Source organism: Streptomyces sp. NPDC058955 (assembly GCF_042741435.1).
Taxonomy (GTDB): Bacteria; Actinomycetota; Actinomycetes; order Streptomycetales; family Streptomycetaceae; genus Streptomyces.
In genome coordinates, this window is record NZ_JBHYKM010000089.1 from 4,667 (window position 1) to 30,664 (window position 25,998).

The following is a 25,998-nucleotide window of genomic DNA, read 5'->3' on the forward strand; positions in this document are numbered from 1 at the left end:
TTGATCTCTCCGCTCTCCTCCCTCAAGCCGGTGATGACTTAACCCCCAAGCGCCCGCTGGCTCTGGGGCGGGGGGGGGCGGGGGGCGGCCCCCCCCCCCCGCCCCTCCCTCGCGTCCCGGCCTACTTCACGGCCAGCAGCAGGGTGTCCGAGGGCGAGCACCAGACCGGGCGGGCCTCGCCGAAGCCGGCCGCGCGCAGGGTGTCGGCGTGCCAGCCGGCCGAGGGCATGTCGCCGTCGGCGTGCTCGCCGTAGATCTCGAAGCGGCGGGCGGTGGGCTCGGCGAGGACCGGGTCCTTCGCGGCGAGCGCCCACCACTCGGCCCAGTCGAGGACCCCGGCGGCCTTCTCCTCGTCCATCCGGGCGTGCCGCTGGGCCCGCTCGGCGGCGTTGATCCGCGGGGTGGCCGGGTCGATCATGTGGTCGGCGTTCATGAAGACCCCGCCGTCCCGGACGAGCCCGGCGACCTGCCCGTACAGGGCGGCCAGCGGCTCGCTGTGGAGCCAGTGCAGGGCGGTGGCGGTCAGGACGGCGTCGTACGTGTCGTACGGCAGCGCCTTCGTCCACTGGGGGTCCTTGAGGTCGGCCGTCACGAAGGTGACGCGCCCGTCGCCCTCGAAGGTGCCGCGGGCGATGGCGAGCAGCGCGGGGTCGAGGTCGACACCCGTGGAGACCGCGCCCGGGAACCTCCGGAGGAGCCTGTCCGTGATACTTCCCGTACCGCAGGCGAGGTCGAGGACGCGGGGCTCCGGTCCCACCAGTGCCTCGACCATGTCGAGCATGACGCGGAACCGCTCCTCGCGGTCCGGCATGTACCACTCCTGCTGGCGGTCCCAGCTCCGCTGCCAGCCCGCCCAGTCGGTGTCGCCCATGTCCGTACCCTCCGTCGTCGACGCCACAGAAAACCCGAGAACGTAATACCCTCAGATGGGGAACACCAGTTACCCCCTCGACGCCGACCCTAGCCCGCCACCGTAAGGACTACAAGTGGAACTGGCCTATTACTCGGATTACGCCGTGCGCCTCGTCAACACCGAGGAGCCGGCCCGCGGCAGGGACGGCCTCACCACGGTCGAGGTGCTCAAGGAACTCTTCGGCCCCGCCACCCAGATGGCCCGTCGGGTCACCGAGGCCGACCTGCCCCGGTTCCGCACCATCCGCACCCGGCTGCGGGCCGTCTTCACCGCGGCCGACGAGGGCGACCACACCGGCGCGGTCGACCTGCTGAACTCGCTGCTCCTGGAGTTCCCGGTCAGCCCGCAGATCTCCGGCCACGACACCCTCGACGAGGAGGGCCGGCCGCGCTGGCACATGCACCTCGCCGACCACTCGTCCAACGCGACCGCCGGATACGCGGCCATCTCCGCCATGGGGCTCGCCTTCCATCTGACGGAGTTCGGCGCCGACCGGCTCGGCCTCTGCCAGGCCCCGCCCTGCCGCAACGCCTACCTCGACACCTCCACCAACCGCTCCCGGCGCTACTGCTCCGACCGCTGCGCCACCCGGGCCAACGTGGCCGCCTACCGGGCCCGCAAGCGCCTGGAGGCCGAACGGGCCGACCTCACCGGTCGCACCGCCGAGAACAGCCAGGAGAGCACCACCCCGGCCGAGCGCTGACGCCCCGGCGTCAACGGCCGGTACCGCGCCACCACCCGCCCGAGCACCAGCTCGGGCGGTACGGCCCCGAACACCCGGCTGTCCCCCTCGGCACCCGGATTGTCCCCGAGCACCCACCACCCCGCGTCCCGCCGCTCGACCAGCCGCTTCACGACGAGCAGATCCTGCTGGAGCGGATGACGCAGCACGACCACCTCCCCCACCGCCACACGCGCGCCGTACCGCACGAGCAGCCGGTCCCCGTGCAGCAGCGTGGGCACCATCGACACCCCCGTCACTTCGGCGATCCCGAACGGCGCCTCGGCCGCCGCGGTTGCCTCCCGCTCCACTCCTGCTCCCCTCGTCGACTCGTACACGAGTCCGATCCGTTCCCCGGACTTTTGACCTAAGCCCCAGGGGGCGCTCGCGAAAACGCCCTTCTCACCGAGTAATCTCCCACTTGAGAAGACGATCACGAGGAAGGACGGCTCAATGCTCTCCCGCCTGTTTGCCCCCAAGGTCAAGGTCAGCGCCCACTGCGACCTCCCCTGCGGCGTGTACGACCCGGCCCAGGCCCGCATCGAGGCCGAGTCCGTCAAGGCTGTCCAGGAGAAGTACCAGGCGAACGAGGACCCGCACTTCCGGGCCCGCGCCACGGTCATCAAGGAGCAGCGCGCGGAGCTCGCCAAGCACCACGTCTCGGTGCTGTGGAGCGACTACTTCAAGGCCCCGCACTTCGAGAAGTACCCCGAGCTCAACCAGCTGGTCAACGACACCCTGAAGGCCCTCTCGGCCGCCAAGGCGTCCACCGACCCGAAGACCGGCGAGAAGGCCCTCGAGCTCATCGCCGAGATCGACCGCATCTTCTGGGAGACGAAGAAGGCCTGACCTTCGCCCGGTCCCCTTCCGCACCCGGTCCGCAGGTCGCCGCATCCGGCGTCCATGGCGGGCCGGGTGCGGTCTTTTCCCGCTCGCCCAGGTGTGCCGCTGCCCGGGCCGGTGGGCAGGGGCGCGCGGCCGGGCTGGTGGGAATCCTCCAAGGCGCGCCGGACATCGTTGTGCCGGTCAAGATCACCGTGCTCGTGAGCAGGGTCGCAGACTTATGGGATGGGGCGGCCGTGGGCTGCCTGCCGTGTCCTTGTCCGTGACGACAGCTGGGGGATCACATCGTGAGCGAGCGCGTCATCGCGCCCAAGAGCCGGGGCTTCCTGTTCCTCGACTCCCATCCTGACGGCTGCCGGCAGCTGGTGGACGAGATGTGGGAGGCCGTCCCCGCGCCGGTCGCCGCCGGGGGCGAAGGGCCGGTGGCTCTGGTCATCGGCTCGTCCGCCGGGTACGGCCTGGCCGCCACGATCGCGGGCCTGGCCCGTGTCGGCATCCGCGGCATCGGCGTGTGCTTCGAGAAGGCGCCCGCGCGGCGCACCGGCACGGCCGGCTGGTACCGCACCGCCGCCACCGCCCGGCTCGCCCGGCAGCACGGGCGGGACATCGTCTTCCTCAATGGCGATGCGTTCGGCGACACGGTGAAGGAGCAGGTCGCCGACCTCCTCACCGAGCGCTTCGGGGGACGACTCGACTACCTGATCTACTCGGTGGCCGCACCGCGCCGCACCGACCCGGACACCGGCGACGTGTACGCCTCGGTCCTCAAGCCGGTCGGCTCGCCGCACACCACCAAGACCCTCGTCTTCGACGAGCACGGCGCCCCGGAGGTGAAGGAGGTCACCGCCGCGCCGGCCGAAGGCGACGACATCGAGCAGACGGTGGCGGTGATGGGCGGCACCGACTGGGAGCGGTGGATCACGTTCCTGGCGGACCGGTCCCTGCTCGCCGAGGGCTTCACCACCGCCGCCCTGTCCTACATCGGCTCGCCGCTCACCGCGGCGATCTACCGACAGGGCACCATCGGCGCCGCGAAGTCCCATCTGGAAGCCACCGCGCGCACGTTGGACGAGCGCCTCGGCAAGACCGTCGGCGGCCGGGCCGTGACCTCGGTGAACGCCGCCGCCGTCACCCAGTCCTCCACCGCCATCCCCGGCATCGCCCTGTACGTCGGACTGCTGCGCGGCGTCCTCGGCGATGCCATGGTGGCCCCGATCGGTCAGCTGGTGGAGCTGTGGGACCGGCTGACCGGCGCCCGCCCCCTCGACCTCGACGACGAGGGCCGGGTCCGCCTCGACACCTGGGAACTCGACCCCGCCGTGCAGAACGCCGTCGCCGAACGCTGGAGCACCGCCACCAGCGACACCATCGTCGGACTCGCCGACCTCGACTGGTTCGGCGACGAGGTCCGCCGCCTCTACGGCTTCTCCGTCCCCGGCATCGACTACACCGCCGCCGTCGAGACCGACGTCCCCTGGCCCGCCCCCACCGTCTGACCCGCTCCAGGAGCGGCCCCGCCACCGCTCCGACAGGGGCCCTGCCGTCACGCGCGGTGGGGCCCCTTCGTCATGCCGGGGTGCCGGGGAGGCAGGGGGGTGCGGTGCCGCCGGCGTGGAGCCAGGCGCGGTAGGGGGGTGCGCGGTGGGCCGCCTCGCGGTAGGCGTCGGCGAGGGTGGCGTGGAGGGGGGTCAGGGGGGTGGTGGGGCGGGCGTAGAGGAGGAGGCGGACGGCGAGGGGGTCGCCGCGGAGGGGGCGGACCGCCAGGTCCTCGCGGGGGACCGAGGTCGGCTGGCAGGGGGCCACCGCCTCGCCGAGCGCGATCAGGGAGGCGGCGGAGTGGTAGTCGCCGTGCAGGAGGGGCGGGTCGATACCGGCGGCCGTCAGGACGCGGCGCAGCCCGTCCCATTCGCCGTCCACGGTCGGGTCGACCATCCAGTGGTCGTGGGCCAGGTCCGCGAGGTCCACCACCGGCCGGGCGGCGGCCGGGTGGGACGGCGAGAGGGAGACGAACTGGGGCTCGCGGGCGACGAGGACGCGGTGCTCCAGGCCGTCGGGGACGTCGAGGGGGCTGCCCTCGACCTCGTGGACGAAGGCCACGTCCAGGCGGCCGGCCGCCACCTCGCGCAGCAGCGTCCGCGCGGAGACGTCGACGCGCAGGCCGACGTCCGTGCCGGGGTAGCGGGCGCGCAGCCGCCGGAGCCAGCCCGCCAGGGCCCGGCTCGCGGTGGAGCCGACGCGGAGCCGGGGGCCGTCGGCGCGGGCCGCCTCGGCGCGGGTCTCGGTGACGAGCGCGGCCATGCCGTCGACGAGCGGCCGGGCGCGGGTGAGGACGGAGCGGCCGAGCGGGGTGGGGCGGCAGCCGGTGCGGCCCCGGGCGAAGAGCTCGGCGCCGAGCGCGTTCTCGATGCGGCGCAGCTGGGTGGTCAGGGAGGGCTGGCTCATGCCGAGCTGCCGCGCCGCCTTGTGCAGGCTGCCCGTGTCCGCGATGGCGCAGAGCGCGCGCAGATGTCTCACCTCCAGCTCCATGGACCGAGCGTAGGGCGGGGTTCCGGCCCCGCACCAGACGCCCGGATCCGCTCAACTGCCCTGAAAATCACGCCAATTGGGGAGTCGAGGAGGGGGGTGATGTGGTCGCGCTATCGGGGAGTGCGTTCTTCCCGGCGGGCTCGCGCGCCCCGAGACTCTCTCCCGACCCCGATCAGGAGGAGCCCCCCATGCGACACCCCAAGGTCCTCACCCGTACCCTGACCGCCGCCCTCGGGCTCGGTCTCGCGGTCTCGCTCGGCGCCGCCGCCCCGGCCGGCGCCGCGCCCGACACCACGGCGAACGCGTATGCCGCCTACGCCGGTTCGGCCGAGGAGGCCAGGGCGAACCAGGCGTTCTTCGACGCCGTCATGGCGTCGGTGGCGAAGAAGCGGGCCGCGAACCCGAGCGCCACCGCGGCCGTCACGGTCGTCTACAGCGCCGCCAACGCCCCCAGCTTCCGCACCCAGATCGCCCGCTCCACCCAGATATGGAACAGCTCGGTGGTGAACGTGCGGCTCGTCGAGGGCAGCAACCCGGACTTCCGCTACTACGAGGGGAACGACTCCCGGGGCTCGTACGCGAGCACCGACGGGCACGGGAGCGGCTACATCTTCCTCGACTACCGGCAGAACCAGCAGTACAACTCCACCCGGGTGACCGCCCACGAGACCGGGCACGTGCTCGGGCTGCCGGACCACTACAGCGGTCCGTGCAGCGAGTTGATGTCGGGCGGCGGTCCCGGCACGTCCTGCCAGAACGCCACCCCGAACTCCCAGGAGCGGGCCCGCGTCGACCAGTTGTGGCGCTACGGGCTCGCTTCCGCCTTCAAGGGCTGACGGGTTCCGCCTTCAAGGGCCGGCGGGTCCCGCTTTCAAGGGCCGCGACAGGTCCCGCCTTCAAGGGCCGGCGGGTCCCGTCGTCACACGGCCGACAGGAGCCGCCGGCCGAAGTCGGCACCCTCGGGGAGCTGACGGCGCAGCCGGGCCAGCGCGCCCTCGAAGTCGCCGCCGGCGACGACCGCCTCGAAGGCGGTGCCGCCGTAGTGCAGGGTCAGGCTGAGATCGGCGCGCTCGCCGAGGGTGAGCAGGCAGCTGAGCGTGGCCTGTTGGGCGGTTCCGTCGGTGACGACGGGGAGCGGCAGGTCCCACTCCAGCACGCAGCCGGTGAGGGCTTCCCCGCCCTCGCCGGCGGCGGTGAGCGCGGCGAAGCTCGCGCCCGTGTACTCGATTCCCCTGACCCGGACGGTGACCCGTCCGCCGTCGGCCGTGATGACGATCGCTTCCGCACCGCGGCGGTCCCGGTACCAACCGGTCCAGACTTCTGTCGACTCCGATGACATGCGCGGACTGTAGCGGTATGACCGGCTCCGGCGCGCGGCCGGTCACCCCGGGGCCGGACTTCTCCCGTTCTCGCCGTTCTTGCCGGTGACCTGCGTGGTAGTGGCTTCCGTGCCGTCCGGGTCCGGCGCCTCGAAGAGCGGGCAGTCGGGGTTGCGGCACGCCTGGACCTCCCACTCCGGCACCCAGGCCCCGAGGACCTTGTGCCGGGTGGCAACGGTGGCACGGGGGTGCCCGCAGGCCGGGCAGAGCGGCACGGCCAGCGGGTCCCTCAGCGTGCGGGGGGTCTCCTCGCCCATGCCTCCAGGGTAGGCCGCCCCGCCGCGGGCCGCCCGCTACCGCTTCCTGGTGTACGTACGGACCAGCACGCCGTTGTCGAAGGCGCGGACGGCGCCGAGCGTGAAGTCCCGGGGCTCGAAGCCGGCGCCGAACATCGGCATGCCGGAGCCGTAGACCTGCGGGTAGGTCTTGATGACCAGCTCGTCGATCTCCTCGATGAGCTCGCCGGCGACGGTGGAGCCGCCGCAGAGCCAGATGCCGAGTCCGCCGTCCTCGGCCTTGAGCTCCCGGACGCGGCCGACGAGGTCGTCGGCGATCAGCTCGACGTTCGGGTCGGGCGACTCGGTGAGCGAGCGGGTAGCGACGTACTCGCGGAGGTGGGCGTACGGGCTGGTGACGCCGGCGTCCAGGCCGATCCGGTACGAGCCGAGGCCCTGGATCACGGTGTCGTAGTGGCGGTTCGGGGTGCCGGGCTCGATGCCGACGACGGGCCATCCGGGCGCGGCGACGGTCTCGGGGTACTCGGTCTTGAGGAACTCCAGGTACTCGCCCATGACGTAGGAGTACGTGGAGGTGGCGTCGCCCTTCGGGTCTCCGATGAAGCCGTCGATCGTGCAGGCGACGAAGTAGGTGAGCTTGCGCAAACCGGGTCCTGATTCTGTCGGGGGCGTGACCGCGAGCGCGACCACGACAGACATAGTGCTTCATCTGTAGTGGTCGCGCAACCCCGAAACGGGCCCCGGTTCTCAGCGGGTCCTGCGGGTCACGAACTCCGCGAGCGCCAGCAGGTCCTCGGCCGCCGTGAGGTCCGGCACCGCGCGCGCCAGGTGCTCGACGGCCCGGCCCATCCGGTCGGCGGCCTGGGCCTGTGCCCAGTCCCGGCCGCCGGCCCGCTCCACGGCGTCGGCCGCGGCCCGCACCGCCCGCTCGTCCAGGACCTCGCGGGCGTACAGCTCGGCCAGTTCCTCGCCGGCGGGCGTGCCGGAGGTGAGCGCCGCGACCACGGGCAGCGACTTCTTGCGGGCGACGAGGTCGGCGCCGGCCGGCTTGCCGGTGCGGTCCGGGTCGCCCCAGATGCCGATGAGGTCGTCGATCAGCTGGAAGGCGAGCCCGGCCTCGCGACCGAAGGAGTCGAGCGCGGCGACCTCCTCCTCCCCCGCGCCCGCGTAGAGCGCGCCGAGGGCGCAGGAGCAGCCCAGCAGGGCTCCGGTCTTGGCGGTGGCCATGGCGAGGCACTCGTCGAGGGAGACCTCGCGGGGGCCGCGCGACTCGAAGGCGCAGTCGGCCTGCTGGCCGGCGCAGAGCTCGATGACGCAGGCGGCGAGGCGCGCGGTGGCCGCCGCGGCGGCGGGGTGCGGGTCCTCGGCGAGCAGCCGGAGCGCGAGCGCGTTCATGGCGTCGCCGGCCATCAGGGCGTCGGGGATGCCGAAGACGGTCCAGGCGGTGGGCCGGTGACGGCGGGTCGGGTCCTCGTCGACGATGTCGTCGTGGAGCAGGGTGAAGTTGTGGGCCAGCTCGACGGCCGCGGCCGCCTTCACCGCCTGGGTCTCCTCGGCGCCCAGCGCGCGGGCGGCGGCGAGCACCAGGGCGGGGCGGATCGCCTTGCCGGCCTGGCCCGCGGCGGGGCTGCCGTCGGCGTCCTCCCAGCCGAAGTGGTACATCGCCACCCGGCGCACCGAGCCGGGCAGGGTCTCGACGGTGGAGCGGATCTGGGGGTCCACGGCGGTCCTCGTCCGGTCGAGGAGCGCCACGGCGCCCGGCCCGTCGGTGACGGGATCCGCGGTCGTCAGCGTCACGGTCTTGGTCGTCCTTCTTCGCGGCGGACCGCGCGGCGGGGCGCGCGGTCCGGTGGGGCGGTGGGCGGTCGGCCGGGGCGGTCAGTGCCGGCGGCTGATCTCGACGTTCTCCAGGACGCCGAGCGCGTCGGGCACGAGGACCGCCGCGGAGTAGTAGGTGGTGACCAGGTAGGACGTGATCGCCTGCTCGTCGATGCCCATGAAGCGGACGGAGAGGCCGGGCTCGACCTCGTCCGGGAGGCCGGTCTGGTGCAGGCCGACGACGCCCTGGTCGGACTCGCCGGTGCGCATGCAGAGGATCGAGCTGGTGCCGGCGGCGGTCACCGGGATCTTGTCGCAGGGGAGGATCGGGACCCCGCGCCAGGTCTGGACGCGGGTGCCGCCCATGTCGACGGTGTCCGGCACCAGGCCCCGCCGGTTGAGCTCGCGGCCGATGGCGGCGATGGCCTTCGGGTGGGCGAGGAAGAGCTTGGAGTCGCGGCGGCGGGAGAGCAGCTCGTCGAGGTCGTCGGGGCCGGGGACGCCGTCGTGCGGCTGGATCCGCTGCCCGTAGTCGCAGTTGGCGAGGAGGCCGAACTCCTTGTTGTTGACGAGCTCGTGCTCCTGGCGCTCGCGGAGCGCCTCGACCGTGAGCCGCAGCTGGTGCTCGGTCTGGTTCATCGGGTGGTTGTAGAGGTCCGCCACGCGCGTGTGGACCTTGAGCACGGTCTGGGCGAGGCTCAGCTCGTACTCGCGCGGGGCGGGCTCGTAGTCCACGAAGGTGTGCGGGACGACGGCCTCGCCGACATGGCCGGCGGAGACGGCGATGTCGGCTTCCCCGTAGGCGTTGACGGACCGCTCGGGGCGGCCGGCGACCTCGGCGAGGTGGGAGGCGAGCGAGCCGGCGCGGGCGGCCAGCGCGGTCACGTCGGCGCGGGTGAGCTCCAGGACCGTGCAGGCGGTCGCGGCGCGGGCGGTCCACTGCCAGGTGGCGTCCTCGGAGAGGAGGGAGTCCTCGCCGAAGTAGGAGCCGTCGGCGAGGACGCCGAGCACCGTCTCGTCGCCGTAGGGCCCCTCGCCGATCCGCTCGACGCGGCCGTGGGCGAGGAGGTGGACGCGGTCGGCGGGGGCGCCGGCGAGGGCGATGACCTCGCCGGCGGCGAACGCGCGCTGGACGCAGCGGGCCGCGAGCTCGCCGAGGGCGGCCTCGTCCTCGTATCCGCGCAGGGCCGGCAGCTCGCCGAGCTCGGCGGGGATCACGGCGACCCGCTCGCCGGTCTGGACGAAGGTGACCCGGCCGTCGCCCACCGAGTGGCTGAGCCGCCGGTTGACCCGGTAGGCACCGCCCTTCGTCTCGACCCAGGGCAGCGTCCGCAGCAGCCAGCGGGAGGTGATCTCCTGCATCTGCGGGGCCGACTTGCTGGTCGAGGCGAGGTTCCGCGCGGCGGCGGTGCCGAGACTCTGCTGCGGGGCCTGTCGCTCCTCGTCGAGGACCTCGGCGCCGACCGGACCAACGGACATGGAACTCCCTCTCGTACGTCTGACTTGCGAATGAAAGCCTGTCAGCACGGAGCGTGGCCGCGCCACTACACAATCGGGTGGGACTGTTCGGCGATCTTCGGGGCATGTCGCCCGATTTCCCTCCGGACGGTGGAGCGCGCGACCCGGCCGGGCTGTCCGGATCGGCTCGCACACGGCCCGAACGGATGGCAGCGGAGGGACGGACTCCGGTACTCCGGAGACCCGGTCCGTTCCGTAGGAAGGAGCACGCCATGGCCGTTCCGCTGTCCGCGAGCAGGATCCTCGGCGCACTGCGCGGCGAGGGGCTGTCGGTCGTCGAGGTCGGCGACTGGACCACCCACAACAGGAACCACAAGGGCCCCTGGGGGCCGGTGCACGGGGTGATGGTGCACCACACCGTCACCCGGGGCACCGCGCAGACCGTCCGCATCTGCCGGGACGGTTACGCGGGGCTGCCGGGCCCGCTCTGCCACGGCGTGATCGCCAAGGACGGCACGGTCCACCTGGTCGGCCACGGGCGGGCCAACCACGCCGGGCTCGGCGACGACGAAGTGCTGCGGGCGGTGATCGCCGAGCAGCGGCTGCCGGTCGACGACGAGGCCACCACCGACGGCAACCGGCACTTCTACGGCTTCGAGTGCGAGAACCTGGGCGACGGCGAGGACCCCTGGCCCAAGGTGCAGCTGGAGGCGATCGCGAAGGCGTCGGCGGCGCTCTGCCGGGCGCACGGCTGGACCCAGCGCTCGGTCATCGGGCACCGGGAGTGGCAGCCGGGGAAGGTGGACCCGCGCGGCTTCTCCATGGCCTCGATGCGCGAGCGGATCGCCGACCTGCTGCGCTGACCCCCACCGAGGCGCGCGTACGCGGGAGCCGGGCCCCCACGCGTGCGGGGCCCGGCTCCCACACGCGCGTACGGGCCCGGCCGACCCGACCCCGCGCGCGTACAGGCCCGGCGACCCCGCGCGCGTACGAGCCCGGCCGACCCCACGCGCGCGTACGCGACGGGCCCCGGCTCCCGGGGCTCCCGCCGCCCGCGAGAATGGCCGGGTGGACACGTACGACCTCTCCGCCCTGCGGCCCCGGCTCCCCTCGCCCCTGGAGCCGGTGGAGGACGAGCGGTTCGCCCGGCACGGGCTGACGCTGCTGCTCAAGCGGGACGACCTCATCCACCCCGACCTGCCCGGCAACAAGTGGCGCAAGCTCGCGCTCAATCTGCGCGCCGCCGCCGGGCGGCCGGTGCTGACCTTCGGCGGCGCCTACTCCAACCACCTGCGGGCCACCGCCGCCGCCGGCCGGCTGCTGGGCTTCCCCACCCTCGGGATCGTGCGCGGCGACGAGCTGGCGGGCCGGCCGCTGAACCCCTCGCTGGCGCGGTGCGCGGCGGACGGGATGCGGCTGGAGTTCGTGGACCGCGCCACGTACCGGGCGAAGCACGAGCCGGCGGTGCTGGCGGCCCTCCTCGACCGGGCCCCGGAGGGCGCCTACGTGGTCCCCGAGGGCGGCAGCAACGCCCTCGCGGTGGAGGGGTGCACGGCGCTCGGGCGGGAGCTGTCCGGGCGCGCGGACGTGGCCGCGGTGGCCTGCGGCACCGGCGGCACCCTGGCGGGCCTCGCCGCCGGCTTCGACGGCCGGACGCTGGGGGTGCCGGTCCTGAAGGGCGGTTTCCTCGGCGGGGAGGTGCGGGCCCTCCAGGAGGCCGCCTTCGGCGGCCCGCGCGGGGACTGGCTGCTGGACGAGCGGTTCCACTGCGGCGGCTACGGTCGGACGACCCCGGCGCTCGACGCGTTCGCACAGGACTTCGAGGCGCGGCATGGACTCGCCATCGAGCGGCTGTATGTCGCCAAAATGCTCCTCGCGCTGGTGTCCCTCGCCGAGGAGGGCGCCTTCCCGCCGGGGGCCCGGATCGCCGCCGTGATCACCGGGTCCGGGAACGGCTAGCCGGTCTCCTCGCGGTAGGCGGCGGCCTCCTCCAGGTCGAGCCGGCGCAGCAGGCTGCGCATCATCTCGTCGTCGATCCGGCGCGCGTCGCGCAGCTGGACGAAGACCTCGCGCTCGGCCTCGATCATCTCCCGGGAGAGGCGGCGGTAGGTGTCGTCCGCGGTCTCGCCGGTGAGTTCGTTGACCGCGCCGAGGCGCTCCCAGACGCTGTTGCGGCGGCGCTCCAGGACGGTGCGGAGGCGGTCGGCGAGCGGGCCGGGCAGGGCGTTGCGCTCGTCGGCGAGGAGCTCCTCCAGGCGGGCCTCGGCGGCCCGGGACGCCTCGCTCTGGGCCTGCGCCTCGGCGAGCGTCTCCTGGTAGCGGTCGCGGCCGGGGAGCTTCAGGGCGCGGATCAGCGGGGGCAGGGTGAGGCCCTGGACGACGAGGGTGCCGATGACGGTGGTGAAGGTGAGGAAGAGGACGAGGTTGCGGGCGGGGAACTCGACGCCGTCGGTGGCGACGGGGATGGAGAAGGCGATCGCGAGGGAGACCACCCCGCGCATGCCGGCCCAGCCGACGACCACCGGCGCCTTCCAGTCGACGCCCGGCTCGCGCTCCCGGACCCGGGCGGAGAGCCAGCGGGGCAGGAAGGTGGCCGGGAAGACCCAGACGAAGCGGACCACGACGACGAAGACGAAGACCCCGAAGGCGTACCAGACGGCCTCCCCGATGCTGTACGGGCCGAGCTCCCGGACCACGTACGGCAGCTGGAGGCCGATCAGGGCGAAGACGGCGGACTCCAGGACGAAGGCGACCATCTTCCACACGGCCTCCTCCTGGAGGCGGGTGGCGAAGTCGACCTTCCACGCCTTGTGCCCGAGGAAGAGGCCGACCACGACGACGGCCAGCACCCCGGAGGCGTGGACCTCCTCGGCCGCCGCGTAGGCGATGAAGGGGATGAGGAGGGAGAGGGTGTTCTGGAGGAGGGGTTCGGTGAGCCGGGTCCGCATCCAGTGGATGGGCACCATCAGGAGCAGGCCGACGCCGACGCCGCCGATCGCCGCGAGGGCGAACTCGCCGAGGCCGCCCGCCCAGCTGATGCCCTCGCCGACGGCGGCGGCGAGGGCGACCTTGTAGGCGGTGATCGCGGTGGCGTCGTTCACCAGGGACTCGCCCTGGAGGATCGTGGTGATCCGGTGGGGCAGGCCGAGGCGGCGGGCGATGGCGGTGGCGGCCACCGCGTCCGGCGGGGCGATCACCGCGCCGAGGACGAGGGCGGCGGTGAGCGGCAGGTCGGGGACGAGGACGTACGCGAGCCAGCCGACGGCCACGGTGGCGAAGAGGACGTAGCCGACGGAGAGCAGCGCGACGGGCCGGATGTTGGCCCGCAGGTCCAGGTAGGAGGAGTCGACGGCGGCCGTGTAGAGCAGCGGCGGGAGGATCAGCGGCAGCACGATGTGCGGGTCGAGGGTGTAGTCGGGGACCCCGGGGGCGTACGAGGCGGCCAGGCCGACCGCGACGAGGAGGAGCGGCGCCGGTACGGGGGTGCGGCGGGCGAGCCCCGCCACCGCCGCGCTCGCCGCCACCAGTGCCACCAGCCGCAGTGCGTCCATGCCGCCCCTCCACCGTCCCGTCTCGCCGTTCGTCCCGCCCGTCCGGTACGGGGCGTGCGCCACGTACCCTGGCCATCATGATCGAGTGCCAGCACGTAGCAGAAATGCCGCGCCCCGAGCCGGCCCCGCTCCACGAGACGTGCCCCGAGTGCCTGGCCGACGGGACGAACCCGGTGCAGCTCCGGCTCTGTCTGACCTGCGGGCACGTGGGCTGCTGCGACTCCTCGCAGGGGCGGCACGCGACCGGCCACTTCGGCGCGACCGGGCACCCGGTGATGCGGACCTTCGAGCCGGGCGAGGCGTGGCGCTGGTGCTTCGTGGACGAGGCGCTGGTCTGAGCCGGAGCGGTCCGCGTGCGGCGGCGCGGTTCGACGGGCGGGCCGGTGGGTACGTCACCCCTCCGCCGGTCGCCGGTTTTTGGCCCCCGCACACCCCTGGCCACCGTCCGCGCCCATGGGCCTACCATGAGTGACGGGCCGGGATCGGGGGCCCGGGGGCTTGCGGCGACACGGCAGGATGGATCGCGATAGCGTCACGGCGGACCGCGCAGCCCCTGCGTGACCGCGCCCGGTCCGGGGGCCTTCCCCCGGGCCCCGAATGAGCTTGTGCCACCTTGGAGGTGAGGGTGTCCCAGATCGCAGGCGAGCCCGGGACCCAGGACTTCGTGGAAGTCCGGCTGCCCGCTGCGGGTGCCTATCTGTCCGTGCTGCGTACGGCCACGGCCGGTCTCGCGGCGCGCTTGGACTTCACCCTCGACGAGATCGAGGACTTGCGGATCGCGGTGGACGAGGCGTGCGCGATCCTGCTCCAGCAGGCGGTGCCCGGCTCGGTCCTGAGCTGCGTCTTCCGGCTGGTGGACGACTCCCTCGACGTGACCGTGTCCGCGCCGACGACGGACGGCCGGGCGCCCGAGCGGGACACCTTCGCCTGGACGGTGCTGTCGGCGCTGGCCGGGAAGGTCGAGTCCTCGGTCGCGGAGGACAACACGGTCTCGATCAGCCTGTACAAACAGCGCGGCGCGGGGCCAGGCCCGGCGTGAGGAGCGGGGACGCGACGGCCGGCATCCCCGGTCAGCAGGCAGCAAGGCCGCATGAGGTCGCTACGGAGCAGCAGGCGGACCAGATGAGCGAGAGCGCGCACGAGCAGCAGCACGACGAGGCTCCCCCGGCACCGGCCCCGGACTCGGTATCGGGTCCGTCCCCGGACGGGACCGCCGAGGCCGCGGACGCGACGGACACCACCGAGGCCGCGGACGAGGCCGAGGACGCGGTGGACGCGGACGCGGCGGACGGCGAGGGTGGCGGTCACCACCCGCAGGACCGCAGCGGCGCCCGCGCGCTCTTCGTGGAGCTGCGGTCGCTGCCGGAGGGCTCCCCGGAGAAGGCCGAGCTGCGCAACCGGCTGGTACGGATGCACCTGCCGCTGGTCGAGCACCTGGCGCGGCGCTTCCGGAACCGCGGCGAGCCGCTGGACGACCTGACGCAGGTGGCGACGATCGGCCTGATCAAGTCGGTCGACCGGTTCGACCCGGAGCGGGGCGTGGAGTTCTCCACGTACGCGACGCCGACGGTGGTCGGCGAGATCAAGCGGCACTTCCGCGACAAGGGCTGGGCGGTCCGGGTGCCGCGCCGGCTCCAGGAGCTGCGGCTGTCACTGACGACGGCGACGGCGGAGCTGTCGCAGCAGCACGGACGGTCACCGACCGTGCACGAGCTGGCCGAGCGCCTGGGGATCTCCGAGGAGGAGGTCCTGGAGGGGCTCGAATCGGCGAACGCCTACTCGACGCTCTCCCTGGACGTGCCGGACACCGACGACGAGTCGCCGGCGGTCGCGGACACGCTGGGCGCGGAGGACGAGGCCCTGGAGGGGGTCGAGTACCGGGAGTCGCTCAAGCCGCTCCTGGAGGACCTGCCGCCACGGGAGAAGCGGATCCTGCTGCTGCGGTTCTTCGGGAACATGACCCAGTCGCAGATCGCGCAGGAGGTCGGCATCTCCCAGATGCACGTCTCCCGGCTGCTCGCCAGGACGCTGGCGCAGCTGCGGGAGAAGCTCCTCGTGGAGGAGTGAGGATCAGGAGGCGTCCTGGCCGGGGCGCCGGATCCCGAGCGCCTCGGTCGTGGCCGGGTTCACCAGCAGGACGAGCCCGGTCACGGCGAGCACGGCGAGCACGATGCCGTACGGGATCACGCCGTCGGACTGGAGCATCTGCCAGGCGACCGGCAGGGCGAGGACCTGGGTGATCACGGCGGGGCCGCGGCTCCAGGAGCGCAGCCGCCACAGCCCGCGGGCGGCGGCGAGCGGGATCAGTCCGAGCGCGACGAGGGTGACCCCGCCGGTCACGCCGCCGGTCAGGTCTCCGCCGTCGGCCAGCGTCCGCACCAGCATGTACACACCGCCGGCGAGGAGCCCGAGGGCCTCGACGAGGGCCACTCCCGCGGCTGCGGCCAGGCGGGCGGGGCGGGGGGTCTGCTCCGTACTGCTCATGAGAGGCAGCGTAACGGGGACGCCGGCCGCTCCGGGCCCGGGCGGGGGTGTCCGCCGACCGGGCGGGAGTGGGATCGGTACCACCGGGTAGGTACGCTGGCGGTCATGCGCGCACTTCTCGTGGTCAACCCGGCAGCCACCACCACCAGTGCCCGCACCCGTGACGTGCTGATCCACGCGCTGGCCAGCGAGATGAAGCTGGAGGCCGTCAGCACCGAGTACCGGGGGCACGCGCGGGACCTCGGCCGACGGGCGGCCGAGTCGGGCGAGATCGACCTGGTCGTGGCCCTCGGCGGCGACGGCACGGTCAACGAGGTCGTGAACGGGCTGCTGCACCACGGGCCCGACCCGGACCGGCTGCCCGGGCTCGCGGTCGTGCCGGGCGGATCGACCAATGTCTTCGCCCGCGCGCTGGGGCTGCCGAACGACGCCGTGGAGGCGACCGGCGCCCTGCTCGACGCGCTGCGTGAGCGGAGCGCCCGGACGGTGAGCCTCGGGCTCGCGTCGGGGACGCCGGACACTCCGGACGAGGAGGTGCCGGCCCGCTGGTTCACCTTCTGCGCCGGGCTCGGCTTCGATGCCGGCGTGGTCGGCCGGGTCGAACAGCAGCGCGAGCAGGGGAAGCGGTCCACCCATGCGCTCTATCTGCGCCAGGTGCTCCGCCAGTTCCTGGAGGACCCGCACCGCCGGCACGGGACGATCACCCTGGAGCGGCCCGGCGCGGAGCCGGTGGAGGACCTGGTCCTCTCCATAATCTGCAACACCTCCCCCTGGACCTACCTGGGCAATCGTCCGGTGTACGCGTCCCCGGAGGCGTCCTTCGAGACCGCGCTCGACGTCCTCGGACTGAGCCGGCTCTCCACCCCGGCGGTGGCGCGGTACGCCACCCAGCTGCTCACTTCCAGCCCCGAACGGGGCCCCCGCGGCAAGCACGCCACGACTCTGCACGACCTGACCGACTTCACCTTGCATTCGAAGGTGCCCCTCCCCCTCCAGATGGACGGAGACCACCTCGGACTGCGCACGAGCGTGACGTTCACAGGCGTACGCCGTGCACTGCGTGTGATTGTGTGAGTGGAAGGGCCGAAAGTCCTTGCACTCGAACGTTTAGGCGCGCATCCACCCCTTAGAAGTACGGCTGTGACCTAGCCGACACCGAGGAATCAAAAAAAACTTTCCGGAAGGGGTTGTATCCGCTGCCGAGGTTTGCGAGTCTCTTCTTGGCGATCGGGACGGCCCGCAAGACCGGCCTCCACTGAGAGCCAGAACCCCTCCTCACACCAAGGACCACACCGGTTCATCCGGCAGTCGGCCCTTCACTTGTTGAGGGATTCGTGAAAGCGTTCACATTCACAAGCAACTTGCACGTAATAACCGAGAGAGGTAGCAGCCATGGACTGGCGTCACAACGCCGTTTGTCGTGAGGAAGACCCCGAGCTGTTCTTCCCCATCGGCAACACCGGTCCTGCGCTGCTGCAGATCGAGGAAGCCAAGGCCGTCTGCCGCCGCTGCCCCGTCATGGAGCAGTGCCTGCAGTGGGCGCTCGAGTCCGGCCAGGACTCCGGCGTCTGGGGTGGCCTCAGCGAGGACGAGCGCCGCGCGATGAAGCGCCGCGCCGCCCGCAACCGGGCGCGCAACGCCAGCGCCTGAGCCACCTGCACAGCCTGAGGCACGCGGCGCGTACACCGTGTACGCAATCACCGCCCCCGAGCCGCAGCGCGCAGCAGTAAAGCAGTACCCCACAGCATTCGAGCCCCGGACCGATCCACTTCGGTCCGGGGCTCGCTGCTGTGCGTGACCAAAGGTACGGACCACGCGGGCGGGTCACTTCTGCGGGCGCACCGGGATGTCCAGGACCACCTTGGTGCCGCCTTCGCTGCCGGGCCGCATGTCGAAGGTGCCGCCCAACTCCCCTTCCACCAGGGTCCGTACGATCTGCAGGCCGAGGTTGCCGGCCTTCTGCGGGTCGAAGCCCTCGGGCAGTCCGCGGCCGTCGTCCCGGACGGTGATGAGGAGCCGGGCGTCGGGGCGGGGCTCGCCGCGGACCGCGCTGACCTCGACCGTGCCGTGCTCGCCGGGGGCGAAGGCGTGCTCCAGGGCGTTCTGCAGGATCTCGGTGAGGACCATGGAGAGCGGGGTGGCGACCTCCGCGTCCAGGATGCCGAACCGGCCGTTGCGCCGGCAGGTGACCTTGCCCGGGGAGATCTCGGCGACCATCGCGATGACCCGGTCGGCGATCTCGTCGAACTCGACCCGCTCGTCCAGGTTCTGGGACAGCGTCTCATGGACGATGGCGATCGAACCGACGCGCCGGACCGCCTCGTTGAGCGCCTCGCGGCCGCGGTCGGAGTCCATCCGACGGGCCTGGAGGCGCAACAGGGCCGCCACCGTCTGGAGGTTGTTCTTCACCCGGTGGTGGATCTCCCGGATGGTGGCGTCCTTGGTGATCAACTCGCGCTCGCGTCGGCGCAGTTCGGTGACGTCCCGGAGGAGCACCAGCGAACCGATCCGGCTGCCCTTGGGCTTGAGCGGGATGGCGCGCAGCTGGATGACCCCGCCGCTCCCCTCCACCTCGAAGTTCCTCGGCGCGTAGCCGGAGGCGAGTTTGACCAGGGCCTCGTCGACCGGGCCGCGGGAGGGGGCCAGTTCGGCGGTGATCTGGCCGAGGTGCTGGCCGACCAGATCGGCGGCGAGGCCGAGCCGGTGGTAGGCGGAGAGAGCGTTGGGCGAGGCGTACTGGACCATGCCGTCGGCGTCCAGGCGGACCAGGCCGTCGCCGGCCCGCGGCAGGGAGTCCATGTCGGACTGCTCGCCGGGGTAGGGGAAGGTGCCGGCCGCGATCATCTGGGCGAGGTCGGAGGCCGACTGGAGGTAGGTGAGCTCCAGCCGGGAGGGGGTGCGGACGGTCAGCAGGTTGGTGTTGCGGGCGATCACGCCGAGGACGCGGCCGTCGCGGCGCACGGGGATCGACTCGACCCGGACCGGGACCTCCTCGCGCCACTCGGGGTCGCCCTCCCGGACGATCCGGCCCTCGTCGAGGGCGGCGTCCAGGAGCGGACGGCGGCCGCGCGGGACCAGGTGGCCGACCATGTCGTCCTGGTAGGAGGTGGGGCCGGTGTTCGGCCGCATCTGGGCGACGGAGACGTACCGGGTGCCGTCGAGGGTGGGGACCCACAGGACGAGGTCGGCGAAGGAGAGGTCGGAGAGCAGCTGCCACTCCGACACCAGCAGGTGGAGCCACTCCAGGTCGGAGTCGCTCAGGGCGGTGTGCTGGCGGACGAGGTCGTTCATGGAGGGCACGGTGCGAGCGTACCCGCGGAATTAACGGCTGGTGAACCTGGATCTCCCGGGCTCCGTGTTGGAGGATGGCCCCGGAAACACCGCGTTCAGGTGGATGGACAGACAAGAATGGTCTAGTCCACAATGAGCGCATCGAACTCCACACAGCCTCCATCCTCCCCGCACAGGAGGATGGACGAGGTACCCGGCGCTCTCTGCCCTGACTGCGCCGAGACCTCCCTTCACGGCCGAGGGTCCGCACACCCCCGGCCGGGCACACCCGGGCTGCGGTGCCGGGCGGGTTGAGGGTCCCGCCAGGCGCCGCGGCCCGCGGTCGTTTCCGGGGCTCGGTCGTTTCCGGGGCTTGGTCGTTTCCGGGGCTTGGTCGTTTGCGGCCCGCGGTCGTTTCCGGGGCCCCGGTCGCTTCCGGGCCTCGTCGCCTCTGGAGCGGGAAGCCCGCTCAGGTCGTGGGCCAGGCGCGCATCGCCGACTCGGCCACCGCCGCCAGTTCCTCCGCCGTCGCCCCGTCGCGGGCCTGCTGGGACATGCCCTGGAGCACGGCTCCGCTGAGGCGGGCCAGGACGCGCGGGTCGGTGGCGGCGGGCAGTTCGCCGGCCTCGACGTCCCGGCGGATCCGGTCCTCGATGGCCGCCAGATTGGCGTTGCGCCGGGCGCGGAGGGCTTCCTCGACCTCGGGGGTCGAGCAATTGACGGCGGCGGAGATCACCAGACAGCCCGGCGGGTGGCCGGGCTCCGTGTAGGCGACGGCGGCCTCGCGGAGCATCCGCGCCACGGCGGCGCGGGCGGTCGGCTCCTCGTCGAAGGCGCGGGTGCCGAAGGCGCCGTGCGAGACCACGTACTCCGCCACGACCTCCTCGAAGAGGGTCCGCTTGTCGCCGAAGGCCGCGTAGAGGCTCGGGGCGCTGATGCCCATGACCCGGGTGAGGTCGGAGACGGACGTCGTCTCGTAGCCGTGTTCCCAGAAGGCCATCGTCGCCTGCTCCAGGGCCGTCGGCCGGTCGAAGGAGCGGGGGCGGCCGCGCTGTTTCGTCGCCATGGGGTGAATTCTATAGCGCGCGTTACGGATCGTGGGGTACGGTCTTTCTGTAACGACCACTAGCAAATGAGGGGGGCGTCGCCATGGGCGTGCTCACGGGGAAGACGGCACTGGTCACGGGCGCGAGCCGGGGCATCGGGCGCGGGATCGCCGAGCGGCTGGGCCGGGACGGCGCGCGGGTCGCGGTGCACTACGGGACCAACGAGGCGGCCGCGAAGGAGACGGTCGCGGCGATCGAGGCGGCGGGCGGCGAGGCGTTCGCGATCGGGCAGGAGCTGGGGGTGCCGGGGGACGCGGCGGCGCTGTGGGCGGCCTTCGACGCGCGGGCGGAGGGGCTGGACATCCTGGTGAACAACGCCGGGATCGGTGCCGCGCGCCCCTTCGAGACGATCGACGAGGAGGAGTTCGAGCGGGTGTTCGCGGTGAACACGAAGGCGCCGTTCTTCCTCGCGCGGCTGGGCGCGGAGCGGCTGCGGGACGGCGGCCGGATCGTCAACGTGTCGACCGGGCTGAGCAGGACCGCGCTGATGCCGGACCTGATCGCCTACTCGATGTCCAAGGCGGCCCTGGACGTCCTCACCCGCGACCTGTCGAAGCTGCTGGGCCGGCGCGGGATCACGGTCAACTCGGTGGCGCCCGGGATCGTGGACACGGACATCAACGCCGGATGGCTGCGCGGCAGCGACGAGGCGTGGGCGGGGGCGGCGGCGCACTCCGCGCTCGGCGGGGTCGGGAGCCCGGCGGAGATAGCCGACGTGGTGGCCTTCCTCGCCTCGGAGGACGCGCGCTGGGTGACGGGGGCCTGGATCGACGCCACGGGAGGCTCGCTGACCTGAGGCGACCGGGCCCGGACGGGGGTCGGGCCGTCCGGGCGGGGGCGCCGGGCCGGGGGCGCCGGGCGGGGGCGGCCGGCGGGGCGGCCGTCCCCGTGTCGGCGCCGGGTGCGGGCGGGGAGGCGCGGGTCCGGGAGAGCGGGAGCGGTGGGGTTCGAGTGGCTGGGGAGGGGGGTGCGGCCGACGATGGAGAGGGCCGGGAGAACCGGGCCGTCCGGGGTGCGGAACGGCATGAGGAGACGGGTCTCCCTCTGCTAGATTGGGACTTTGATTGGTCTATACCACATGGCCCCTCCCCAGCCCCTCACCAGATCGGCAGGCACAGCGTGGAAGTTGTCATCGTCAAGGACGCCAAGGCGGGCGGAGAGCTCATCGCGGACGGCATCGCCGACCTCCTGCGCCGCAAGCCCGACGCGCTGCTCGGCGTGGCCACGGGCTCGACCCCGATCCCGATCTACGACGCCCTGACCGCCCAGGTGCGGGCCGGCTCCGTGGACGCCTCCCGGGCGCGCATCGCCCAGCTGGACGAGTACGTGGGGCTGCCCGCCGGGCACCCGGAGTCGTACCGCTCGACCGTGCTGCGCCAGGTCGTGGAGCCGCTCGGCCTCCCGGAGGACCACTTCATGGGCCCCGACGGATCCGCCGAGGACGTCCAGGCGGCCTGCGAGGCGTACGACAAGGCGCTGGTCGACGCCGGCGGTGTGGACCTCCAGATCCTCGGCATCGGCACCGACGGGCACATCGGCTTCAACGAGCCCTGCTCCTCGCTCGCCTCCCGCACCCGGATCAAGACGCTCACCGAGCAGACCCGGGTGGACAACGCCCGCTTCTTCGACGACGACATCGACCAGGTCCCGCACCACGTCATCACCCAGGGCATCGGCACCATCCTGGAGGCCCGCCACCTGGTGCTGCTCGCCACCGGCGAGGGCAAGGCCGAGGCCGTCGCGCAGACGGTCGAGGGCCCGGTCGCCGCGCTCGTGCCGGCCTCCGCGCTCCAGCTCCACCCGCACGCCACCGTGGTCGTGGACGAGGCCGCCGCCTCCAAGCTGAAGCTCGCCGACTACTTCCGCCACACCTACGCGAACAAGCCCTCCTGGCAGGGCATCTGATCCCCGGATCCACCCACCGGCGCACAGAAGGGGGGCGGGGCCCCGGGGGGGGGGGGGGGCCCCGGCCCCCCCCCGGGGGGGGGGGGGCGGGCGGGGCCGGGGCGGCCCCCGCCCCCCCCCCGGCCCCGCCCCCCCCCCCCCCCCCACCGCGCCCGCGCGTGCGGGTGTCCGTCAGGCGCCGGTGCCGACCACGGCCTCCGCCGCGGCCCGGCCGCAGACCCGGGCGGCGCCGTGGGTCGCGATGTGCAGGGCGCCGCGCGGCTCCGCCTCGTTGAGACCCATCTCGACGACCACCGTGTCCGGGCGGACGGCGACCAGGCCGTCCAGCGCCGCGGTCATCCAGGGGTGCCGGTGGAGGTCGCGGACGACCGCGACGATCCGCCGCTCCCCCGCCGCCGCGAGCACCGACTCCACGGTGGCCTCGGCGTCGAAGGAGCCCGACCCGGTGCCCGGCAGCAGCCGGTCCAGCTCGGCGGCGACGCCCCACGGGGTCTCGTCGCCGACCGCGAAGTTGGCGACCGGGGTGAAGGAGGCGACGAAGGGAGCGCTCGACACCGGGGTGTAGAGCCCCGCGCCCTTGGTGATCCGCAGCGCCCGGCGGGCGGCCACGAGTCCGATGTCGGCGCCGGGCGCGGTCCCCTCCTGCACTGCCGCGCCCGGCACCGATCCAGCCCCCCTCGCCCGGTGCGCCTGGGTCCAGGCCGCCAGGGCGCGCACGCGCGCCGCGGCGTCGGCCAGCCGCTCCTCGGGCAGTTCACCGGTCCGTACCGCGGAGACGAGCGCGTCGCGCAGCCGCAGCACGGTGTCCTCGTCGCACAGCCCGCCGCCGACGCAGATGGCGTCGGCGCCCGCGGCGATCGCGAGGACGGATCCGCGCTCGATGCCGTACGTCGCCGCGACGGCCTGCATCTCCATGCCGTCGGTGACGATCAGGCCGTCGAAGCCCAGCTCCTGACGGAGCAGACCGGTGAGGATCTGCGGGCTCAGGGTGGCCGGACGGTCGGTGTCGAGCGCGGAGAGCAGGATATGCGCGCTCATGACCGCTTTGGTACCCGCGGCGACGGCCGCGCGGAAAGGCACCAGCTCACGGGCGTGCAGTGTGGCGAGGTCCACATCGATCCGGGGCAGCGCGTCGTGCGAGTCGACGTTGGTGTCGCCGTGCCCGGGGAAGTGCTTGGTGCAGGCCGCGACCCCGACGGCCTGGAGGCCGTCGACGTACGCCACGGTGTGCCGGGCGACCAGGTCGGGGTCCGGTCCGAAGGAGCGGACGCCGATGACCGGGTTCTCGGCGTTGGAGTTCACGTCGGCCGAGGGCGCCCAGTTGAGGTCGATCCCGCAGGCGATCAGCCGGCGGCCGAGCTCGCGGGCGACGGCCCGGGTCAGCTCGACGTCGTCGACCCGGCCCAGGGCGTAGTTGCCCGGGAACGAGGAGCCCTCGTTGACCTCCAGGCGGGTGACGTCGCCGCCCTCCTCGTCGATGGCGACGAGGACGTCCTCCCGCTCGGCGCGGAGCTGCGCGGTGAGGCGGGCGAGCTGGTCGGGGCCGACGACGTTCCGGCCGAAGAGGCCGACGGAGGACAGGCCCTCGCCGATCCGGCGGAGCAGCCAGTCCGGTGCGGTGGTGCCGACGAAGCCGGGCTGGAGCACCGTGAGCGCGTCACGGGTCAGGGTGTCCGAGCCGTGTACGAGTGTGGTCATGGGGTGCCGTTATCCCTTCACCGCGCCGGCGGTCATGCCGCCGACGGCCTTGCGCTGGAGGAAGAGGAACACGATGAGCACGGGCAGGGCGAAGAGCGTCGAGGCGGCCATGGTGGCGCCCCAGTCGTCGCCGAACGCGGTCTGGAACTGGGTGAGCCAGAGCGTCAGGGTCTGGTCGGTCTTGTCCTTGTTGAGCACCAGGACCATGGCGAACTCGTTCCAGGCCGTGATGAAGCCGAAGAGCGAGGTGGACATCAGGCCGGGGGCGAGCAGCGGGAAGATGACCTTGCGGAACGCCTGGCCGCGGGTGCAGCCGTCGATCTGGGCGGCCTCCTCCAGCTCGACCGGGACGGCGGCGATGAAGCCGCGCAGGGTCCAGATGGTGAAGGGCAGGACCATCACGAAGTAGATCGCGGTGAGCAGCGGGATGCTGTTCAGCATGTCGTTGTCGCGGGCGATCATGTACATCGCGATGACCATGACCTCCCAGGGGGCCATCTGGGCCATCATCACGACGAGGACGATGCCCTTGCGGCCCTTGAACTTCATGCGGGCGATCGCGAAGCTCGCGGCGAGGGCGACGAGCAGGGCCAGCAGGACGGCGCCGACCGTGACGATCAGGCTGTTGGTGACGTACGTCCAGAACAGGTCGACGCCGGTGGCCGTGCCGTAGTTCTCGAAGGTCGGGGTGAAGAGGAAGACCGGGTCCTTGGAGAGGATCTCGCTCTGCGGCTTCAGCGAGGACGAGAACATCCAGTAGACGGGGAAGACGAAGACCAGGGCGAGGACGAGCGCGGTGGCGTTCTTCGCCACGGCGCCGACGGTCAGCGGCTTGCGGGTGCGCAGCTTCTGCGGAGCCGGGGCCGGCGCGGGTGCCTTGGGGGTCTGTGCGGTGGTGCTCACTGCTCGTCCTCCTGCTTCAGGATCAGGCGGAAGTAGAAGGACATGGCCACGAGGAGCATCACGATGGTGAGGATCGAGATGGCCGCCGCGACGCCGTAGTGCTGCTGGCTCATGCCTTCGATGTACGCGAAGACGGGAAGGGTCTCGGTGGCGCGGTCGGGGCCGCCCTGGTTCATGGCGTAGACCTGGGTGAACGCCTTGAAGACCCAGATGATCTCCAGGAAGGTGGTGATCATGAAGAAGGGCTTCAGGTTCGGGAAGACCACGGACCAGAAGGTCCGCCAGCCGTTCGCGCCGTCCATGCGGGCCGCCTCGTAGAGCTCGCTGCCCACGGTGGTGAGGCCGGCGTACATGTTGAGGGCGACGAAGGGGACGGAGCCCCAGACGACGAGGGCGGTGATGATCACGAAGGTGGAGAAGCCGGTCTCGAACCAGTTGTGCTGCTCGTAGCCGGAGAAGCCGAGCGTCCGCATCAGCCAGTTGGCGACGCCGAACTGCTCGTCGAAGAGCCACTGGAAGACCGTGACGGAGGCGACGATCGGCATGGCCCAGGCGAAGGCGAGCGCGAGGGAGAGCACCAGCCGCATCTTCTTGCCGAGGCGGTTGAGCAGCAGGCCGATGCCGGTGCCGATCGCCATGATCAGCGCCACGTTGGCGGCGGTGAAGGCGACCGAGCGGAGGACGACGGTCCAGAACTCGGAGTTCCCCAGCAGCTCCGTGTAGTTGTCGAAGCCGACCCAGGGGGTCTCGCGGCGGATGAGTTCACGCCGGTTGACCGACTGGAAGGAGAGGATCAGGTTGCTGATCAGGGGGTAGAGCAGCAGCACCGCCATGGACAGCAGGGCGGGCGTGACGAGCAGGTACGGCAGTAGCCCACCAGGCAGCGAACGTCTGCCGCGCGAGGGCTGAAGGGCTTCCTTCGCGCCGGAAGGGGGTGGCGGAGTCTGCGACTTCCCTGCCGCCCTCCCGGGCGCGTCCTGGGAACCGGCGGTCGCCGTCCCCTGGGAGTCCACGGTCATGGTCTTCTTCCTCGCGGTTCTGGGGCTCCCGCGCCCACCGGGGCACGGCCCGGGGGAGCGGGCCGCAATCACTGCAACGCCCAGGTGGGGGGTGGGGGGGGGTTAGGGGACGCGCACGGGGGGGGGTGTGGGGGTTGGGTGTGTGGTGGGGGTTGGGGGGGGGGTCGG

General features: G+C 72.7%; 28 protein-coding genes. 13 read left to right on the forward strand and 15 right to left on the reverse strand.

Features of this window, described 5'->3' with window-relative positions:
- Nucleotides 1-121 precede the first annotated feature (121 nt).
- Nucleotides 122-871 carry a class I SAM-dependent methyltransferase gene (locus tag ACFW1I_RS27625; protein WP_384674922.1) on the reverse strand — a complete coding sequence of 250 codons (750 nt, stop codon included), beginning with the start codon at nt 869-871 and terminating at the stop codon, nt 122-124.
- Between the two features lie 115 nt (nt 872-986).
- Here ACFW1I_RS27625 and ACFW1I_RS27630 point away from each other — a divergent pair, with 115 nt between their 5' ends.
- Nucleotides 987-1,616 (forward strand): CGNR zinc finger domain-containing protein, encoded by a 630-nt coding sequence (locus ACFW1I_RS27630; RefSeq protein ID WP_384674924.1) that lies wholly within the window; start codon nt 987-989, stop codon nt 1,614-1,616.
- Here the strand turns inward: ACFW1I_RS27630 and sodX are convergent.
- Nucleotides 1,520-1,945 carry a nickel-type superoxide dismutase maturation protease gene (gene sodX / locus ACFW1I_RS27635; protein WP_384674926.1) on the reverse strand — a complete coding sequence of 142 codons (426 nt, stop codon included), beginning with the start codon at nt 1,943-1,945 and terminating at the stop codon, nt 1,520-1,522. The two genes, ACFW1I_RS27630 and sodX, sit on opposite strands and share 97 nt — an antisense overlap.
- A gap of 142 nt (nt 1,946-2,087) precedes the next feature.
- On the opposite strand from sodX, the gene sodN reads away from it, so the two are divergent.
- The gene (gene sodN, locus ACFW1I_RS27640) at nt 2,088-2,483 is read left to right on the forward strand and encodes a superoxide dismutase, Ni (RefSeq protein WP_030207400.1); all 396 of its coding nucleotides are present in this window, start codon (nt 2,088-2,090) and stop codon (nt 2,481-2,483) included.
- 281 nt (nt 2,484-2,764) lie between these two features.
- Entirely contained in the window at nt 2,765-3,973 is a 1,209-nt protein-coding gene (gene fabV / locus ACFW1I_RS27645; RefSeq protein WP_384674929.1) for an enoyl-[acyl-carrier-protein] reductase FabV, read from the forward strand.
- A gap of 70 nt (nt 3,974-4,043) precedes the next feature.
- Here fabV and ACFW1I_RS27650 read toward each other — a convergent pair whose 3' ends face one another.
- Nucleotides 4,044-5,003: a LysR family transcriptional regulator gene (locus ACFW1I_RS27650; protein ID WP_384674931.1), complete on the reverse strand. Its 960-nt coding sequence runs from the start codon at nt 5,001-5,003 to the stop codon at nt 4,044-4,046.
- A gap of 188 nt (nt 5,004-5,191) precedes the next feature.
- Between ACFW1I_RS27650 and snpA the strand changes: the two genes are divergently transcribed.
- Nucleotides 5,192-5,839 carry a snapalysin gene (snpA, locus tag ACFW1I_RS27655; RefSeq protein ID WP_384674934.1) on the forward strand — a complete coding sequence of 216 codons (648 nt, stop codon included), beginning with the start codon at nt 5,192-5,194 and terminating at the stop codon, nt 5,837-5,839.
- 83 nt (nt 5,840-5,922) lie between these two features.
- Here the strand turns inward: snpA and ACFW1I_RS27660 are convergent, their stop codons facing one another.
- From ACFW1I_RS27660 to ACFW1I_RS27680, 5 genes are all read right to left on the reverse strand, one after another.
- Nucleotides 5,923-6,342: a DUF6304 family protein gene (locus ACFW1I_RS27660; protein WP_384674936.1), complete on the reverse strand. Its 420-nt coding sequence runs from the start codon at nt 6,340-6,342 to the stop codon at nt 5,923-5,925.
- A 42-nt stretch (nt 6,343-6,384) separates the two neighbouring features.
- Nucleotides 6,385-6,639, reverse strand: coding sequence for a hypothetical protein (locus tag ACFW1I_RS27665; protein WP_384674938.1), 255 nt, complete (start codon nt 6,637-6,639; stop codon nt 6,385-6,387).
- A gap of 36 nt (nt 6,640-6,675) precedes the next feature.
- Entirely contained in the window at nt 6,676-7,263 is a 588-nt protein-coding gene (locus ACFW1I_RS27670; RefSeq protein WP_384674940.1) for a dihydrofolate reductase family protein, read from the reverse strand.
- A gap of 102 nt (nt 7,264-7,365) precedes the next feature.
- Entirely contained in the window at nt 7,366-8,415 is a 1,050-nt protein-coding gene (locus tag ACFW1I_RS27675) for a family 2 encapsulin nanocompartment cargo protein polyprenyl transferase (RefSeq protein WP_384674942.1), read from the reverse strand.
- Between the two features lie 81 nt (nt 8,416-8,496).
- Complete coding sequence (locus tag ACFW1I_RS27680; RefSeq protein WP_384674944.1) at nt 8,497-9,915, reverse strand: family 2B encapsulin nanocompartment shell protein; 1,419 nt, start codon at nt 9,913-9,915, stop codon at nt 8,497-8,499.
- A 251-nt stretch (nt 9,916-10,166) separates the two neighbouring features.
- Here ACFW1I_RS27680 and ACFW1I_RS27685 point away from each other — a divergent pair, with 251 nt between their 5' ends.
- Both ACFW1I_RS27685 and ACFW1I_RS27690 read left to right on the forward strand, forming a co-directional pair.
- Nucleotides 10,167-10,757: an N-acetylmuramoyl-L-alanine amidase gene (locus ACFW1I_RS27685; protein WP_384674946.1), complete on the forward strand. Its 591-nt coding sequence runs from the start codon at nt 10,167-10,169 to the stop codon at nt 10,755-10,757.
- Between the two features lie 205 nt (nt 10,758-10,962).
- The gene (locus tag ACFW1I_RS27690) at nt 10,963-11,853 is read left to right on the forward strand and encodes a 1-aminocyclopropane-1-carboxylate deaminase/D-cysteine desulfhydrase (RefSeq protein ID WP_384674948.1); all 891 of its coding nucleotides are present in this window, start codon (nt 10,963-10,965) and stop codon (nt 11,851-11,853) included.
- On the opposite strand, the gene ACFW1I_RS27695 is transcribed toward ACFW1I_RS27690, so the two are convergent.
- Nucleotides 11,850-13,445, reverse strand: coding sequence for a Na+/H+ antiporter (locus tag ACFW1I_RS27695; protein ID WP_384674950.1), 1,596 nt, complete (start codon nt 13,443-13,445; stop codon nt 11,850-11,852). The two genes, ACFW1I_RS27690 and ACFW1I_RS27695, sit on opposite strands and share 4 nt — an antisense overlap.
- Nucleotides 13,446-13,522: 77 nt before the next feature.
- Here ACFW1I_RS27695 and ACFW1I_RS27700 point away from each other — a divergent pair, with 77 nt between their 5' ends.
- The 3 genes from ACFW1I_RS27700 to ACFW1I_RS27710 all read left to right on the forward strand — a co-directional run bounded on the left by ACFW1I_RS27700 (nt 13,523) and on the right by ACFW1I_RS27710 (nt 15,512).
- Nucleotides 13,523-13,783 (forward strand): UBP-type zinc finger domain-containing protein, encoded by a 261-nt coding sequence (locus ACFW1I_RS27700; RefSeq protein WP_384674952.1) that lies wholly within the window; start codon nt 13,523-13,525, stop codon nt 13,781-13,783.
- 287 nt (nt 13,784-14,070) lie between these two features.
- Nucleotides 14,071-14,484, forward strand: a complete 414-nt coding sequence (locus ACFW1I_RS27705; RefSeq protein ID WP_030492700.1) for an anti-sigma regulatory factor — start codon at nt 14,071-14,073, stop codon at nt 14,482-14,484.
- An 83-nt stretch (nt 14,485-14,567) separates the two neighbouring features.
- Complete coding sequence (locus ACFW1I_RS27710; RefSeq protein WP_384674954.1) at nt 14,568-15,512, forward strand: RNA polymerase sigma factor SigF; 945 nt, start codon at nt 14,568-14,570, stop codon at nt 15,510-15,512.
- Between the two features lie 3 nt (nt 15,513-15,515).
- Here ACFW1I_RS27710 and ACFW1I_RS27715 read toward each other — a convergent pair whose 3' ends face one another.
- The gene (locus ACFW1I_RS27715; RefSeq protein ID WP_319009634.1) at nt 15,516-15,929 is read right to left on the reverse strand and encodes a hypothetical protein; all 414 of its coding nucleotides are present in this window, start codon (nt 15,927-15,929) and stop codon (nt 15,516-15,518) included.
- Nucleotides 15,930-16,034: 105 nt separating this feature from the next.
- Here ACFW1I_RS27715 and ACFW1I_RS27720 point away from each other — a divergent pair, with 105 nt between their 5' ends.
- Nucleotides 16,035-17,003: a diacylglycerol/lipid kinase family protein gene (locus ACFW1I_RS27720; RefSeq protein WP_384674956.1), complete on the forward strand. Its 969-nt coding sequence runs from the start codon at nt 16,035-16,037 to the stop codon at nt 17,001-17,003.
- A 318-nt stretch (nt 17,004-17,321) separates the two neighbouring features.
- Nucleotides 17,322-17,579, forward strand: coding sequence for a WhiB family transcriptional regulator (locus ACFW1I_RS27725; RefSeq protein WP_003953983.1), 258 nt, complete (start codon nt 17,322-17,324; stop codon nt 17,577-17,579).
- A gap of 174 nt (nt 17,580-17,753) precedes the next feature.
- On the opposite strand, the gene ACFW1I_RS27730 is transcribed toward ACFW1I_RS27725, so the two are convergent.
- Together ACFW1I_RS27730 and ACFW1I_RS27735 are read right to left on the reverse strand one after the other, a co-directional pair.
- Nucleotides 17,754-19,220, reverse strand: a complete 1,467-nt coding sequence (locus ACFW1I_RS27730) for a sensor histidine kinase (protein WP_384674973.1) — start codon at nt 19,218-19,220, stop codon at nt 17,754-17,756.
- A 448-nt stretch (nt 19,221-19,668) separates the two neighbouring features.
- Nucleotides 19,669-20,265 carry a TetR/AcrR family transcriptional regulator gene (locus tag ACFW1I_RS27735; protein ID WP_384674957.1) on the reverse strand — a complete coding sequence of 199 codons (597 nt, stop codon included), beginning with the start codon at nt 20,263-20,265 and terminating at the stop codon, nt 19,669-19,671.
- 83 nt (nt 20,266-20,348) lie between these two features.
- Here ACFW1I_RS27735 and ACFW1I_RS27740 point away from each other — a divergent pair, with 83 nt between their 5' ends.
- Together ACFW1I_RS27740 and nagB are read left to right on the forward strand one after the other, a co-directional pair.
- The gene (locus ACFW1I_RS27740) at nt 20,349-21,101 is read left to right on the forward strand and encodes an SDR family oxidoreductase (RefSeq protein WP_384674959.1); all 753 of its coding nucleotides are present in this window, start codon (nt 20,349-20,351) and stop codon (nt 21,099-21,101) included.
- 323 nt (nt 21,102-21,424) lie between these two features.
- Entirely contained in the window at nt 21,425-22,210 is a 786-nt protein-coding gene (gene nagB, locus ACFW1I_RS27745; RefSeq protein ID WP_384674961.1) for a glucosamine-6-phosphate deaminase, read from the forward strand.
- A gap of 171 nt (nt 22,211-22,381) precedes the next feature.
- Here the strand turns inward: nagB and ACFW1I_RS27750 are convergent, their stop codons facing one another.
- From ACFW1I_RS27750 to ACFW1I_RS27760, 3 genes are read right to left on the reverse strand one after another with little or no spacing between them, the layout of a single operon-like run.
- The gene (locus tag ACFW1I_RS27750; protein WP_384674963.1) at nt 22,382-23,908 is read right to left on the reverse strand and encodes a glycoside hydrolase family 3 protein; all 1,527 of its coding nucleotides are present in this window, start codon (nt 23,906-23,908) and stop codon (nt 22,382-22,384) included.
- A gap of 9 nt (nt 23,909-23,917) precedes the next feature.
- A complete protein-coding gene (locus tag ACFW1I_RS27755; RefSeq protein ID WP_384674975.1) occupies nt 23,918-24,754 on the reverse strand; it encodes a carbohydrate ABC transporter permease in 837 nt (278 codons plus the stop codon).
- Between the two features lie 53 nt (nt 24,755-24,807).
- The gene (locus ACFW1I_RS27760; protein WP_384674965.1) at nt 24,808-25,830 is read right to left on the reverse strand and encodes a carbohydrate ABC transporter permease; all 1,023 of its coding nucleotides are present in this window, start codon (nt 25,828-25,830) and stop codon (nt 24,808-24,810) included.
- Between the last annotated feature and the right edge of the window lie 168 nt (nt 25,831-25,998).